Genomic DNA, 13,534 nt, shown 5'->3' on the forward strand with positions numbered 1-13,534 from the left:
GCGGAAACCGGGCGGCAAGCACGATCAGGCATGGGTGTCCGAACCCAACCCCCAAACCACTTCTTAGAACACGTGCTCAGCGAGCGATCAGTGATGCCACCATCACCAGCGGCAGTGAGACCAGTGAGGCGATGGAGGTGACCGTGGTCATCGTCTTCAGGGCGCCCTGGGTGGTCAGGCCGAGCAGCGACTTGAACATCCAGAAGAAGTTCGAGTTGACCTGCAGCGCGAACAGGGCACCTGAGGCGATCGACAGCGCGAGGATCACCGGGTTCACGCTCAACTGGCCGGCGATCGGAGCGATGATGCCCGCGGCGGTGATCGCCGCCACCGAGACCGAGCCGATCGCCAGGTGCAGCAGGGCCGCGATGAACCAGGCCAGCAGGATCGACAGCACCACCGGCGCGCCGGCGTCCACCGCGAACAGGCTGCCCAGCAGCTTGGCCAGGCCGGTGGCCTTGATCACCGCACCGAGGGATCCGCCCACGCCGGTGACCAGCAGGATCTCACCGGTGGTCTTGAGGCCGTCGCCGAACGCGTCGGCGGAGGCGTCCGCACCGACGAAGCGCCGTGCCATCACGTAGGCGCCGAGCAGACCGAGGAACAATGCCACGTTGGCGTCGCCGAAGAAGGCGATCACCGGATTGCTGAACCCGGCCAGTTCGGCCAGCGCACCGAAGGCGATCAGCACCAGCGGCACCACGATCGGCGCCAGGGCCAGTCCCAGCGACGGACGCCGGACGCCGTCGGGCAGTTCATCGGCCTCGACCTCGGCGAGCGCCTCGGACTGCTCCTCGTCCTTGTCGGCCTTCCACCAGCCCCAGTTCAGCATCCGGCGGAAGATCCACACGGTGACGGTGGCGGTGATGATGCCGATGACGACGCCGTAGATCATGTAGGTGCCCAGCGGCACGTTCAGCAGCCCTGCGGTCGAGATCGCCGACAGGCCGGGAATCACGAAGACGTAGCCGACGAAGATGCCGGTGCCGAGCGCGCCGGCCAGCCAGGCCAGGCCGTGGCGTCCGATGAATTTCGCCGACGACCGTGCGACCGGCGCGGCCAGCACCACCTGCACGTCCACGTAGATGGACGGCGCGATCGTGGTGAGCGCCAGTGCCAGCGCGTAGGGCAGCCGGTTGGCGGGCACGACCCGCACCAGCGCCTCCACCATGACCTTGAACGCGCCCATCCGGTGCAGCAGCGCCCCCATCAGGACGCCGAAGCCGATCAGCAGGCCGATCTTGGCCATGATGTCGCCGAAACCGGAGGTGATCGCTTCGACGGTCTCGGCGAAGCCGACACCCGAAGCCAGGCCCAGGTACAGGCAGCCGAGCACCAAAGCGATGATCGGGTCGACCTTGATTCTGATGATCAGGAAGATGATCGCGACGATGGCGATCGCGGTGTGCAAAGCAATCATGGATGCCGCTCCTCGTTGTGTCGTCACGGCGGTGTGACGTGATGTCAGCGTGCGACGGGCAGGCCCGGCGGGGCATCCTTGTGGTCATAGTGTTCACTCGATCCCGCAGCGTTGCCTCGCACGTCCTGATCGTGCTGGGCGGGATCCTCGTGTTCGTGGTCGGGTTGTCGACGCTGACCGCCTACACGCAGGCCGTCCGTCACGTCGAGGACGCCGCCGCCGCGCGGGTTCTCGACATCGCCCGGGCGGTTGCCGCGACCGACGACGTGCGCGAGGCGTTGGCGTCCGACGACCCGGCCGCCGAACTGACCGAGGTGGTCGAGCGGGCCCGGCAGTTGACCGCGACCGATTTCATCGTGGTGATGTCGCCCGGCGGCGTCCGGTACACCCACCCCACTGCGGGCCTGGTCGGCGGCCAGTACGCCGGGACCATCGCGGGCGCGGCGGCCGGCGGTGAGGTCGTCGAGCAGTTCACCGGATCGCTGGGCCCCTCCACCCGCGCCGTGGTGCCGGTGCTGGTCGACGGCGAGGTGACCGGCCTGGTCGCGGTCGGCCTGCGCCGGGACCGGGTGAGCCAGCACCTGGCCGCCACCTTGCCCCAGGTGCTGCTCCCCGGCCTCGCGGCGGCCGTGCTGGCCGGAGCGGGGGCGTGGTGGGTGGCGAACCGGGTCCGGCAGCAGACGCTCGGGCTCAACGCCGTCGAACTGCGCAGGCTTCACGACCATCACGACGCCGTGCTGCACGCGGTGCGCGAAGGCCTCGTCATCACCGACACCTCAGGAAACCTGCAGGTGGTCAACGACGAGGCGCGGCGCCTGCTCGGCTTGGCCCCGGACGCGGTGGGTCGCCCGGTGAGCGAGCTCGGTATCGCGCCCGGGCTGGCCGCGTTGCTCGCGGCGCGAGGACAGCATGTCGACGTGCCGCATGTCAGCGGGGGACGGGTGCTGCTGGTGTCGTGTGATGTGGTCCGGCGCAAGGGCGCGGTAGTCGCCACGCTGACCACGCTGCGCGACCGCACCGAACTGGCCGAGCTGACCGGGCAACTCGCCACCACCCAGTCGCTCGCCGACGCGTTGCACGCCCAAGCGCACGAGGCCGCCAATAAGCTGCACACGGTGATCACCCTGATCGAGGTGGGCCGCTCGGACGCCGCCGTCGCCTTCGCCACCCAAGACCTGGACGCCTCCCGCCGGCAGCGCGACGCCATCCTCGCGGCCGTCGAGGAGCCGGCGGTGGCCGCGCTGCTGCTCGGCAAGGTGTCCCAGGCCGCCGAGCGCGGCGTCGCCCTCGATCTCGATCCGGACGCCCACCTGCCGGCCGGCGTGGTGCAACCGCACCCGGTGGTGACGATCCTGGGCAACCTGATCGACAACGCGCTCGATGCTCTGGCCACCGGCTCCGGCGGTGCCGCGCCCGAGATCGTCGTGGACGCCCAGGTGTCGGCCGGCGAGGTGGTGCTCACCGTCAGCGACAACGGGCCCGGGCTGGAGCAGGACCAGCGCGAGCGCGCCTTCGAACGCGGCTTCACCACCAAGGACGCCTCCGGGCCGGCCGGGCGGGGCATCGGCCTGGCGCTGGTCAGGCAGAACGCCGAACTGCTCGGCGGGCGGGTGACCGTCTCCGATCCGCCCGGAGCCACCTTCACCGTCACCCTTCCGGTGGCCGCCCATGGCTGACCTGCGCGTGCTCGTCGTCGACGACGAGCCGGCCGTGGCGGCCGGGCATGCCGAATACGTCCGGCGGGTTCCCGGCTTCGCACTGGCCGGCGTCGTCGGCACGGTGCAGGCCGCCGTGGCGGTGCTGTCCCGCGAGCGCGTCGACCTGGTGCTGCTCGACCTCAACCTGCCCGATGGTCACGGACTCGACATCGTGCGCGGAATCCGCGGCGCAGGCCGCCCGATCGACATCCTGCCGATCACCGCCGTCCGCGAGGTCGACCTGGTGCGTGCCGCGCTCACCTTCGGTGTGGTCGGTTATCTGCTCAAGCCGTTCACCTTCGCCGACCTGCGGGAACGCCTCGAGGCCTACGCGCGGTTCCGGGCCGGCCTCGCCGGCGCCACCTCGGCGAGCCAATCAGGGGTGGACGCCGCGTTCCGCGAGCTGCGCCGTCCGGCCAGCGGTGGCGTCCTGCCGAAGGGTCTCGCCCGCGACGTCATGGACGCGGTGATCGCCGCCCTCACCCGCACCCAGCCGGCCGCGCTGTCGGCGTCCGAGGTCGCCGACGCTGTCGGCACCTCCCGGGTGACCGCCCGCCGCTATCTGCAATACCTCGCCGACGAGGGCCGGGTCACCCGATCGCAACGCCTCGGCGGTTCCGGACGCCCCGAGGTCACCTTCGCCTGGCGCCCCTGACGAGCCGCTGGACGACGACCGGGCCGTTCGCCTTCGACCGTACGCTCAGCCGTCCTTCCAGGTCGCGGTGAACTCAAGGCCTGTCGCTTTGGCGAGACTCAGCAAGCGGCGCAGGTAGATGGTCGACTTGCCCGCCTCGACCTCGCTGATGGTGCTCTGCGGGACGCCGACCTCGGCCGCCAGTTCGGCTTGCGTCATCCCTCGTGAGAGACGTGCCTGTTGGACGGCGAGCCCGAAGTCGGCCGGTGCCCGCAGACGGGCGGTGTGCTCGGTCATCGGGGCCTCCGCATTCGTATCGTGTTTTCACGATACAGCACCGATATCGGAAAATCACGAAGAAGTCCGCAGCGGGACGGCGGGGTCACCTGGCAGGCGATCGTGGTGTTCTGAACGCCCCACACGACCGCGAAACCGCCCTGGCGGGGTGCCGAGCACCTAGCCGGGGCGGTTTGTCGGGTCAGAGCGACGACTGTCGGGGTGACAGGATTTGAACCTGCGGCCTTCCGCTCCCAAAGCGGATGCGCTACCAAGCTGCGCTACACCCCGTGCGGCAACCCTGCGATTGTAGGCCATCGGCGTCCGGTCACCGAATGCGCCGGTGTGCATCGGGCGGGGGACACCGGGTACAGTGTTGTGGCGCGCGAGCGCACGCGGATGTAGCTCAATGGTAGAGCCCCAGTCTTCCAAACTGGCTACGCGGGTTCGATTCCCGTCATCCGCTCTGTTCCCCTCCGGGGTGACACCGAACCGTCCATTAACCAGGAGTCAACCAAGTGCCCAGCACCGTCGAGCGGCTGTCCCCGTCCCGGGTCAAGCTGACCATCGAGATCCCCTTCGCCGACCTGAAGCCCCACCTGGACAAGGCGTACTCCGACATCGCGCGCCAGGTGAACATTCCCGGCTTCCGCAAGGGCAAGGTTCCCCCGATGGTCATCGACCAGCGCTTCGGGCGTGGCGCGGTGCTGCAGGACGCCATCAACGCGGCCCTGCCGGACGCCTACGGTGCGGCGGTCGCCGAGAACGAGCTGGTCCCGCTGGGCCAGCCCGAGGTCGACGTCACCAAGCTGGAGGACAACGAGCTGGTGGAGTTCACCGCCGAGCTCGATGTGCGCCCTGACTTCGAGGTTCCCGCGTTCTCCGAGCTGTCGGCGTCCGTGCCGGTGCTCGCCGCGACCGACGATGAGGTGGCCGAGCGCATCGAGGTGATGCGCCAGCGCTTCGCGACCCGCACCGACAAGGACGGCGCCGCCGAGTCCGGCGATATCGTCACCATCGACCTGGTGGCCGCCCAGGACGGCGAGCCCGTCGAGGACGGCACCGCGTCCGGCCTGACCTACAAGGTCGGCGCCGGCGGCATGCTGCCGGGCCTGGACGAGGCCGTCACCGGCAAGTCCGCCGGCGACGAGGTCACCTTCACCTCGCAGCTGGTCGGCGGCCCCGCCGAAGGCCAGGACGCCGATGTGACCGTCACCATCACCAAGGTGCAGACCGAGACGCTGCCCGAGGTCGACGACGAGTTCGCCCAGCTGGTGTCCGAATTCGACACCGTCGAAGAGATGAAGGCCGACCTGACCGAGGCCGTCGCCCGCGCCGCGCGTGTCGACCAGGTCAACGCCGCCAGCGACGCCATCGTGGCCGACCTGGTCGCCAAGACGCCGTTCGACCTGCCCGAGGCGATGCTCGCCGCCGAGGTCGAGAACCGCAAGAACTCGATCACCGAGCAGCTGGCCCGGGCCGGCTACACCCTCGAGCGCTACCTGGAGGACACCGAGGAGGAGACCGCCAAGGACGCCGACGAGTTCTGGGCGCAGGTCGCCACCAACGCGGAGACCTCGCTGAAGGCGCAGATCATCCTCGACAAGCTGGCCGACGAGCGCGAGGTGGGCGTCGAGCAGAACGAGCTCACCGAGATGATCTTCCGCCGCGCCGCCAGCTCGGGCAACAGCCCCGAGCAGGAGATGCAGCACATGCTCGAGCACAACCACGCTTCGGAGTGGATGGGCGAGATCCGCCGCGGCAAGGTGCTGCGGATGATCATCGATGAGGCCACCATCACCGACGAGTCCGGCGCGACCGTGAACGTCAGCGTGGTGCGTCCCGATGGGACCATCGCCGAGGACGAGGCCGCCGAGGCCGCGGACGAGGCTCCGGCCGAGAAGCCCGCGAAGAAGAAGGCGCCGGCCAAGAAGAAGGCCGCCAAGAAGGCAGGCGCGGACGCCGAGTCGGCTGAGGCCGAACAGGCCGCCGCCGAGTGAGCGCGACCGTCTAGCACGTCACGAACGGGCCCCGGGGAGGTTTCTCCGGGGCCCGTTCGTCTGCCGTCAGCGAACACGGGCGATGTCTGCTCCGAAATGTCGGACGCGGCGGGTAGCGTCAGCGACGTGACTGACATGCTTCCCGGCCTGCGAGCCGCAGCCGGCCCTTCGGGCGCCGGAATGAGCGACTCGGTGTACCAGGCGCTCCTGGCCAACCGCATCATCTTCCTCGGCTCCGAGGTGCGCGACGAGAACGCGAACGCGATCTGCGCGCAGCTCCTGCTGCTGAATGCTGAGGATCCCGAGAAGGACATCTACCTCTACATCAACTCGCCCGGCGGCTCGGTCACCGCCGGCATGGCGATCTTCGACACCATGCAGTGGATCAGCAACGACGTCGCCACGGTGGCGATGGGCCTGGCGGCGTCCATGGGGCAGTTCCTGCTCAGCGCCGGCACGCCGGGCAAGCGCTACGCGCTGCCGCACGCGCGGATCATGATGCACCAGCCGTCCGGCGGTCTGGGCGGCACGGCGTCCGACATCAAGATCCTCGCCGAGCAGATCATCGCCACGAAGAAGGAGATGGCCGAGCTGATCGCCGAGCACACCGGGCGTCCGGTCGAGCAGATCGAGGCCGATTCCGACCGCGACCGCTGGTTCACCGCCGCCGAGGCGCTCGAGTACGGGTTCATCGACCACGTCTACGAGCGCGCCGCCCAGATCTCCGGCCACGATGCCCCGAACCAGTGAGGAACGCAACCATGCAGAGCAGTCTCGGTCTCGGCGGCACCGCACCGGCGGGCGCGTCGATGGACTACTACATCCCGCAGTGGGAGGAGCGCACCAGCTACGGCGTGCGGCGCGTCGACCCTTACACCAAGCTCTTCGAGGACCGGATCATCTTCCTCGGCACCCCGATCAGCGACGACATCGCCAACGCGGTGATGGCGCAGCTGCTGTGCCTGCAGTCGATGGACCCCGAGCGCCCGATCTCGATGTACATCAACTCCCCGGGCGGCTCGTTCACCGCGCTGACCGCGATCTACGACACCATGCAGTACATCAAGCCCGACGTGTCGACGGTCTGCCTGGGGCAGGCGGCGTCCGCTGCGGCCGTGCTGCTCGCCGCGGGCACCAAGGGCAAGCGGTTCGCGCTGCCGAACAGCCGCATCCTGATCCACCAGCCGGCCACCGAGGGCGGCTACGGCCAGGGGTCGGATCTGGAGATTCAGGCGCGCGAGATCCTGCGTATCCGCGCCCTGATGGAGCAGATGCTCGCCAACGACACCGGCCAGAGCGTCGAGCAGGTCAGCCGCGACATCGAGCGCGACAAGTACCTGACCGCCCAGGAGGCTCTCGAGTACGGCATCATCGACGAGATCTTCACCTCGCTGAAGGATGTTCGCTGAGCCCTCGGGGCGCCGGCGAGAAGGAGTGAGAGATGGCCCGGATCGGTGAGACGTCGGATCTGCTGAAGTGTTCGTTCTGCGGCAAGAGCCAAAAGCAGGTGCGCAAACTGATCGCCGGTCCGGGCGTCTACATCTGCGATGAGTGCATCGAGTTGTGCAACGAGATCATCGAGGAGGAGTTCTCCGAGGCGACCGATGTCGGCCTGCTGGAGGAACTGCCCAAGCCGCGCGACATCGTCGGTTTCCTCGACTCGTACGTGATCGGCCAAGAGGTCGCCAAGAAGGCGCTCGCGGTCGCGGTGTACAACCACTACAAGCGGGTGCAGGCCCAGGCCAACAATCCGCGCCGGGCCGCCGAGGACGAACTGGTCGAACTCGGCAAGTCGAACATCCTGCTGATCGGCCCGACCGGTTGCGGCAAGACCTACCTGGCGCAAACCTTGGCGCGAATGCTGAACGTCCCGTTCGCGATGGCGGACGCGACGGCGCTCACCGAGGCCGGCTATGTGGGCGAGGACGTCGAGAACATCCTGCTCAAGCTGCTGCAGGCCGCCGACTTCGACGTGAAGAAGGCCGAGACCGGCATCATCTACATCGACGAGATCGACAAGGTGGCCCGCAAGTCCGAGAACCCGTCGATCACTCGTGACGTGTCGGGCGAGGGCGTCCAGCAGGCGCTGTTGAAGATCCTGGAGGGCACCACCGCATCGGTGCCGCCGCAGGGCGGGCGCAAGCACCCGCACCAGGAGTTCATCCAGATCGACACGACGAACATCCTGTTCATCGTGGGCGGTGCGTTCGCCGGCCTGGAAGACATCATCAACGCCCGCATCGGCAAGCGCCCGCTCGGGTTCAACAATGATCTCGCCCTACGCCGCGCCGAGAACGCCAACCCGTTCGAGGAAGTGCGCCCCGAGGATCTGCACAAGTTCGGGCTGATTCCTGAGTTCATCGGCCGCCTGCCGATGATCTCCACGGTGAACCCGCTCGACCGCGAGGCGATGGTGCGCATCCTGGTCGAGCCGCGCAACGCGCTCACCAAGCAGTTCCGCAAACTGTTCGAACTGGACGGCGTCGACCTGGAGTTCACCGACGAGGCCATCGCCGCGATCGCCGACCTGGCGCTGGCACGCGGCATCGGCGCCCGCGGTCTCCGCTCGATCCTGGAGGAGATCCTGCTGAACGTGATGTACCACGTGCCTTCCGATGAGACCATCGGTCAGGTGGTCGTCACCGCCGAGGTCGTCCGCGACGGCTGCGAGCCCCGAATGCTGCCGCGCGCGGCGTCCACCCGGCCCGCGTCACGCAGGCCGCGTTCGGCGTGAGCGCGCGGGACTGAACTCAGCGCTGGGCGTCCTTGAGCGTGCCGGTGATGCCGCCGTCCTCCAAACCGATCAGGCAGGTCACCGTGCGGTCGCGCACGGTCTTCCACCCGTCTTCGGTCGGGGTGAGAGGAAAGAACTCGAGTTCGGAGTCCTCGTAGTCGATTCCTGCGAAAGCGAAGAACTCGTCCCAGCAGAAGTCGTCGGCTTGGCTGGTGAGGGCCTCGTCTCCCGGGAAGTCCGCGGTGAGTTCGAGTTGTAGCTCGGCGTAGGCCTCCCACTTGTGCGGCGTCCCACACGGCACCCGGGGGATGTGGGTGACTTCCTCTTCCTCGGGCGGTGTGCCCTCCAGATTGGTGCATTCCCCGATCGCGATGGACGGGAGCGTCGCCTTGCCGAAGTCCTGCTGGAACTGTTCTATCCGCCCATCGAGCGTCTCGCATGCGGTCAGGAACAGAGCGGAGGCGGCTGCCAGTGTGGCGGCCAGGACAGCAGGCGTCCGCGGACGCCGGGTCGGGTTCATGGCCGCAACACTAGTGAGAGCCCCTGAGCGCTCGTTAGTTCGGCTGCGCCGCCAAGGAATGAGGAGTGAGAATGCTGGTCGGAGCGGAGCAGTTGCCGCCACCCACTTCATGGACGGTCCACCGGATGGTGCATGTGTCCACGGACATCAGAACTCCGCTGCTCGTCCGAGATCCTGGATACGGACCGGCTCGAATTCGATGTCGTCGCCGTCGTCCATCCGAAGGATGTCGACGATGCTGTGGTGCTCCTTCATGCGCCGGTACTCCTCGATTGAGGTCAGCACATACGCGGGTGTTCCGCGGTCGGTGATCACCACCGGGCCATCCTTGGCAGCCTGTTTGGCCGTGCTCATGTTGCGGTTGAACTCACCCGAGGAATACACCTTGCCCATCGCGCACCTCCGTTGAGTATGCAGTCCCGCTCGTCCGGCCAGATCCGGTGATCGCCGAACCGGCGCTGGCCTCGGGCGAGGATGTGAGAAGGATCGGGTCGGTAGTCCAACCCGATTGTTCTCCTATCTCCGGATACTGGCGCGCGATGAGGACGTCGCCCCATCGGCGTCAGGCCGGAGCCGCGTGGCCGAGATTCCCGCCAGATCGCGTCCCGTGACGGAGCGTACGCTCCGTCACCTTGCCCGTCCAAGTGTCGTCACGCGCATGCTGCAACATACGCGCGGCGACAACTTCCCAGGCTTGAGCACGGAGCGTACGCTCCGTCCGCACCGCGTTCTCCGGGTTCTTGAGTCGGCGTCACGTATCGAGGCGTAAATGAGACGAATCGGGCCTGTACTCGAACCCGATTCGTCTCATGTCCACGGAACGTTATGCCTGCGCGGCCAGGGTGGCGTTCACCTCGATGGCTTCGGCTTCGCCCCAGGTGAGGGTGCCGGTGATCCGGCCCACGGCGCGGAGGTCGGCCTCGACCTGGGTCAGGTTTGCCACCGAGGACGCGGGTCCGCTGAGGGTGATCGCGGCGATCTCGGTCTTCATCGAGACCTTCGCGTTCGACTTGGCTCCGCGGATGCCGATCAGGGCGGCCGAGACGTCGTCCAACAGGGCCGCGTCGCCGCCGGTGGGCAGTTCGGCGGGCTTCGGCCAGGACGCGTGGTGCACCGAGCCGGCGCGCCACCACGACCACACCTCTTCGGTCACGAACGGCATGAAGGGGGCGAACAGGCGCAGCAGCACGTCGAGGGCCAGCGCGAGTGCCGCGCGGGCGGACGCCGCGGCGTCCGGACCCTGGGAACCGTAGGCGCGCTCCTTGACCAGTTCGAGGTAGTCGTCGCAGAAGGTCCAGAAGAACTTCTCGGCCGCTTCCAGTGCGCTGGAGTAGTCGTAGGCCTCGAACGCCTTGGTCGACTGCTCGACCGCGCCGGCCAGCCCGGCGAGCATGGCCAGGTCGACCGGTGCGGTGATGGCGGACGCCTCGGGCTCGCCTTCGGCGCCGGCGATGCCGAGCACGAACTTGGATGCGTTGAGGATCTTCATCGCCAGGCGGCGTCCGACCTTCATCTGGGTCTCGTCGAAGGGGGAGTCCATGCCGGGGCGGGCCATCGCGGCGCGCCAGCGGACGGCGTCCGCCCCGAACTTGTCGAGGATCTCGGTCGGCACGACCACGTTGCCCTTCGACTTCGACATCTTCTTGCGGTCGGGGTCGACCACGAAGCCGGAGATGGTGGCGCGCTTCCACGGCAGGCAGTCGTGTTCCAGGTGCGAGCGGACCACGCGGCTGAACAGCCAGGTGCGGATGATGTCGTGCGCCTGCGGGGCGATGTCCATCGGGAAGGTGAGCTGCCACAGCTCCTCGTCGGTCTCCCAGCCGCACGCGATCTGCGGAGTGAGGGACGAGGTGGCCCAGGTGTCCATGATGTCGGGGTCGCCGACGAAGCCGCCGGGCACGCCGCGCTGCTGTTCGGTGTAGCCGGGCGCGGCCTGCGAGGCCGGGTCGACCGGCAGGGACGCCTCGTCGGCGGTGATCGGGTGGGCGTAGTCGGGCTCACCGTCGGCGTCCACCGGGTACCAGACCGGGAACGGCACCCCGAAGAAGCGCTGGCGGCTGACCAGCCAGTCGCCGTTGAGGCCGTTGACCCAGTTCGAGTAGCGGTGCCGCATGTGCTCCGGCGTCCACTCCAGGTCTTCACCGCGCCGGAGAAGCTGCTCGCGCAGGGCCGCGTCGCGTCCGCCGTTGCCGATGTACCACTGCCGGGTCGAGACGATTTCGAGGGGCTTGTCGCCCTTCTCGTAGAAGTTCGCCATCCGCTGGGTCGCCTTGGGCTCGCCATCCAGGTCGCCGGCTGCGCGCAGCAGATCGACCATCGCCTGGCGGGCGCTGAACGTGGTCTTGCCGGCCAGTTCCGCGTACGGCTCGGCGTTGACCAGCCAGTCGGGGGCCTCGCGCTGGAGGCGTCCGTCACGCTGCAGCACCACCCGGGTGGGCAGGTTCAACTCGCGCCACCACTGCACGTCGGTCAGGTCGCCGAAGGTGCAGCACATCGCGATGCCGGCGCCCTTGTCCTTTTCGGCGGCCGCATGCGGCAGCACCGGGATCTCGACGCCGAACACCGGCGAGGTGACCGTGGTGCCGAACAGCGGCTGATAGCGCTCGTCGTCGGGGTGCGCGATCAGCGCGCACACGCTCGGGATCAACTCCGGACGCGTCGTCTCGATGTACACCGGGCCCTCGGCGCCGTGGAAGGCGACCCGGTAGTAGTGACCAGGGTATTCGCGGGCCTCCAGTTCGGCCTGGGCGACCGCGGTCTGGAAGGTCACGTCCCACATGGTCGGCGCCTCGGACAGGTACGCCTCGCCGCGGGCGAAATTGCGCAGGAAGGCGCGCTGCGCCACCCGCTGCGACTCGTCCGAGATGGTCGCGTACAGCGTGTCCCAGTCCACCGACAGGCCCAGGTGCCGCCACAGATCCTCGAACACCTGCTCGTCGATCGCGGTCAGCTCGTGGCACAGCTCGATGAAGTTGCGCCGGCTGATCGGGATCTGTCGCTTCGGGTCCGGCTTGGCCGGGGGAGTGAAATCGGGATCGTAGGGAATCGACGGGTCGCAGCGGACGCCGTAGTAGTTCTGCACCCGGCGCTCGGTGGGCAGGCCGTTGTCGTCCCAGCCCATCGGGTAGAACACGTGCTTGCCGGTCATCCGCTGGTAGCGGGCGATCAGGTCGGTGTGGGTGTAGCTGAACACGTGCCCCACGTGCAGCGAACCCGACACGGTCGGCGGCGGGGTGTCGATGCTGAACACCTGCGCGCGGCTCTCGGGGCGCACGAACGCGTAGGTGCCCTGCTCCTTCCACGCCTTCGCCCAGCGATCCTCCAGCCCCTCCAGCACGGGGCGCTCGGGTACGACCCACCCGGAGGTGGTCGGCGCGGGCGTGCTGGCAGGTGGCTGAACAGTCATGCGCCGGATTTTACCGGTGCGGACGCCTCGGCTTCACCTCGGTCCGGCGCCGGCTCAGGCGGCGGCCTTCAAGGCGGCGAGCAGGGCCTCGGGCGTGGTGGGTAGCGGCCGCCACTCCACCACTTTGCCGTTCACGTGCAGGGTCGGAGTGCCGGTCACCCCGGCTTTGTAGGCGGCCTTGTCAACCTCGTCGACGAAGTCCTTGGTCGCGTTGGAGGACACGCAGCTCTGGAACCGGGTCAGCGCCTCGCCGGTGATTCCGACCGCCTGCGGGATGGTGCTGGTCAGCAGTTCGTCGGTGTACCCGATCGAGCCGGGAATCTCCTGGGCGGCCTGGTTGGCGAACACCGCCGCGTTGTACTCGGGGTAGACCCCGGCCTCATCGGAGCACGCGGCGGCTACCGCCGCGCGGCTGGACGCGGTGTTGCGCATGTTGTTGTCCATGAAGGTCATGGTCCGGTTGATCAGCGCGATCTCCCCGGATTCGGCCAGCGCGTTGAACGCCGCACCCTTGGTCGTCTCGAGGTCGCGGCAATACGGGCACTGGTAGTCGAAGAACACCTCGACGGTGGGCGCCCCTTCCTTCAGCTGGCCCGAAGCCGGCGGGATCCGGATTCCGGTGCGTTCGCTGGTCGCATTCGGCGGGGTGGTCTGGGAGCCCCTGGCCGAGTTGCCGGCGGCGTTGACCAGCGTGAACACCAGGATGCCGACCAGCACCGTGGCCACCACGGCGGCGACGATGCCGACGATGCGTTGGGTGCGCTTGGCCTTCGCGGCGGCCTCTTGCTGGCGGCGCAACTGCTCGCGCCGGTTGGCTGCTTGATTGCTCATCGTGGTTCTAGCTCCT

General features: G+C 68.3%; 12 protein-coding genes and 2 tRNA genes. 7 read left to right on the forward strand and 7 right to left on the reverse strand.

Annotated elements, in window-relative coordinates:
* Positions 1 to 76: 76 nt before the first annotated feature.
* Positions 77 to 1,420: a GntP family permease gene (locus QM708_RS14325; RefSeq protein WP_415109944.1), complete on the reverse strand. Its 1,344-nt coding sequence runs from the start codon at positions 1,418 to 1,420 to the stop codon at positions 77 to 79.
* An 89-nt stretch (positions 1,421 to 1,509) separates the two neighbouring features.
* Between QM708_RS14325 and QM708_RS14330 the strand changes: the two genes are divergently transcribed.
* Both QM708_RS14330 and QM708_RS14335 read left to right on the forward strand, forming a co-directional pair.
* A complete protein-coding gene (locus QM708_RS14330; protein ID WP_415109947.1) occupies positions 1,510 to 3,096 on the forward strand; it encodes an ATP-binding protein in 1,587 nt (528 codons plus the stop codon).
* Positions 3,089 to 3,772, forward strand: coding sequence for a response regulator (locus QM708_RS14335; RefSeq protein WP_415109950.1), 684 nt, complete (start codon positions 3,089 to 3,091; stop codon positions 3,770 to 3,772). Before QM708_RS14330 ends, QM708_RS14335 begins: the two co-directional genes overlap by 8 nt.
* Before the next feature lie 45 nt (positions 3,773 to 3,817).
* On the opposite strand, the gene QM708_RS14340 is transcribed toward QM708_RS14335, so the two are convergent.
* The gene (locus QM708_RS14340; RefSeq protein ID WP_415109953.1) at positions 3,818 to 4,048 is read right to left on the reverse strand and encodes a helix-turn-helix domain-containing protein; all 231 of its coding nucleotides are present in this window, start codon (positions 4,046 to 4,048) and stop codon (positions 3,818 to 3,820) included.
* Between the two features lie 196 nt (positions 4,049 to 4,244).
* Positions 4,245 to 4,318, reverse strand: a tRNA-Pro gene (locus QM708_RS14345).
* Between the two features lie 104 nt (positions 4,319 to 4,422).
* Here QM708_RS14345 and QM708_RS14350 point away from each other — a divergent pair.
* The 5 genes from QM708_RS14350 (at position 4,423) to clpX (ending at position 8,761) form a co-directional block, all read left to right on the forward strand.
* A tRNA-Gly gene (locus QM708_RS14350) sits at positions 4,423 to 4,493 on the forward strand.
* 52 nt (positions 4,494 to 4,545) lie between these two features.
* Positions 4,546 to 6,027, forward strand: a complete 1,482-nt coding sequence (gene tig, locus QM708_RS14355; protein WP_415109956.1) for a trigger factor — start codon at positions 4,546 to 4,548, stop codon at positions 6,025 to 6,027.
* 135 nt (positions 6,028 to 6,162) lie between these two features.
* On the forward strand, positions 6,163 to 6,777 hold the full coding sequence (locus QM708_RS14360; RefSeq protein WP_415111447.1) for an ATP-dependent Clp protease proteolytic subunit: 615 nt from the start codon (positions 6,163 to 6,165) through the stop codon (positions 6,775 to 6,777).
* 11 nt (positions 6,778 to 6,788) lie between these two features.
* Positions 6,789 to 7,436, forward strand: coding sequence for an ATP-dependent Clp protease proteolytic subunit (locus QM708_RS14365; protein WP_415109959.1), 648 nt, complete (start codon positions 6,789 to 6,791; stop codon positions 7,434 to 7,436).
* A gap of 32 nt (positions 7,437 to 7,468) precedes the next feature.
* Positions 7,469 to 8,761 carry an ATP-dependent Clp protease ATP-binding subunit ClpX gene (clpX, locus tag QM708_RS14370; RefSeq protein WP_415109962.1) on the forward strand — a complete coding sequence of 431 codons (1,293 nt, stop codon included), beginning with the start codon at positions 7,469 to 7,471 and terminating at the stop codon, positions 8,759 to 8,761.
* Between the two features lie 16 nt (positions 8,762 to 8,777).
* On the opposite strand, the gene QM708_RS14375 is transcribed toward clpX, so the two are convergent.
* The 4 genes from QM708_RS14375 to QM708_RS14390 form a co-directional block, all read right to left on the reverse strand.
* On the reverse strand, positions 8,778 to 9,281 hold the full coding sequence (locus QM708_RS14375) for a hypothetical protein (RefSeq protein WP_415109965.1): 504 nt from the start codon (positions 9,279 to 9,281) through the stop codon (positions 8,778 to 8,780).
* 147 nt (positions 9,282 to 9,428) lie between these two features.
* The gene (locus QM708_RS14380; protein ID WP_415109968.1) at positions 9,429 to 9,674 is read right to left on the reverse strand and encodes a type II toxin-antitoxin system Phd/YefM family antitoxin; all 246 of its coding nucleotides are present in this window, start codon (positions 9,672 to 9,674) and stop codon (positions 9,429 to 9,431) included.
* A gap of 430 nt (positions 9,675 to 10,104) precedes the next feature.
* Positions 10,105 to 12,687 carry a valine--tRNA ligase gene (valS, locus tag QM708_RS14385; RefSeq protein WP_415109971.1) on the reverse strand — a complete coding sequence of 861 codons (2,583 nt, stop codon included), beginning with the start codon at positions 12,685 to 12,687 and terminating at the stop codon, positions 10,105 to 10,107.
* A 54-nt stretch (positions 12,688 to 12,741) separates the two neighbouring features.
* Positions 12,742 to 13,518: a DsbA family protein gene (locus QM708_RS14390; protein WP_415109974.1), complete on the reverse strand. Its 777-nt coding sequence runs from the start codon at positions 13,516 to 13,518 to the stop codon at positions 12,742 to 12,744.
* Positions 13,519 to 13,534 lie beyond the last annotated feature (16 nt).

The organism is Propioniciclava sp. (assembly GCF_047602245.1).
Taxonomy (GTDB): Bacteria; Actinomycetota; Actinomycetes; order Propionibacteriales; family Propionibacteriaceae; genus Propioniciclava.

Coding starts and splice junctions, on each gene's coding strand:
- valS (WP_415109971.1), bottom strand. CDS start 12,687: ATGACTGTTCAGCCACCTGCCAGCACGCCCGCGCCGACCACCTCCGGG.
- QM708_RS14365 (WP_415109959.1), top strand. CDS start 6,789: ATGCAGAGCAGTCTCGGTCTCGGCGGCACCGCACCGGCGGGCGCGTCG.
- QM708_RS14380 (WP_415109968.1), bottom strand. CDS start 9,674: ATGGGCAAGGTGTATTCCTCGGGTGAGTTCAACCGCAACATGAGCACG.
- QM708_RS14375 (WP_415109965.1), bottom strand. CDS start 9,281: ATGAACCCGACCCGGCGTCCGCGGACGCCTGCTGTCCTGGCCGCCACA.
- clpX (WP_415109962.1), top strand. CDS start 7,469: ATGGCCCGGATCGGTGAGACGTCGGATCTGCTGAAGTGTTCGTTCTGC.
- QM708_RS14325 (WP_415109944.1), bottom strand. CDS start 1,420: ATGATTGCTTTGCACACCGCGATCGCCATCGTCGCGATCATCTTCCTG.
- QM708_RS14390 (WP_415109974.1), bottom strand. CDS start 13,518: ATGAGCAATCAAGCAGCCAACCGGCGCGAGCAGTTGCGCCGCCAGCAA.
- QM708_RS14360 (WP_415111447.1), top strand. CDS start 6,163: ATGCTTCCCGGCCTGCGAGCCGCAGCCGGCCCTTCGGGCGCCGGAATG.
- QM708_RS14335 (WP_415109950.1), top strand. CDS start 3,089: ATGGCTGACCTGCGCGTGCTCGTCGTCGACGACGAGCCGGCCGTGGCG.
- QM708_RS14340 (WP_415109953.1), bottom strand. CDS start 4,048: ATGACCGAGCACACCGCCCGTCTGCGGGCACCGGCCGACTTCGGGCTC.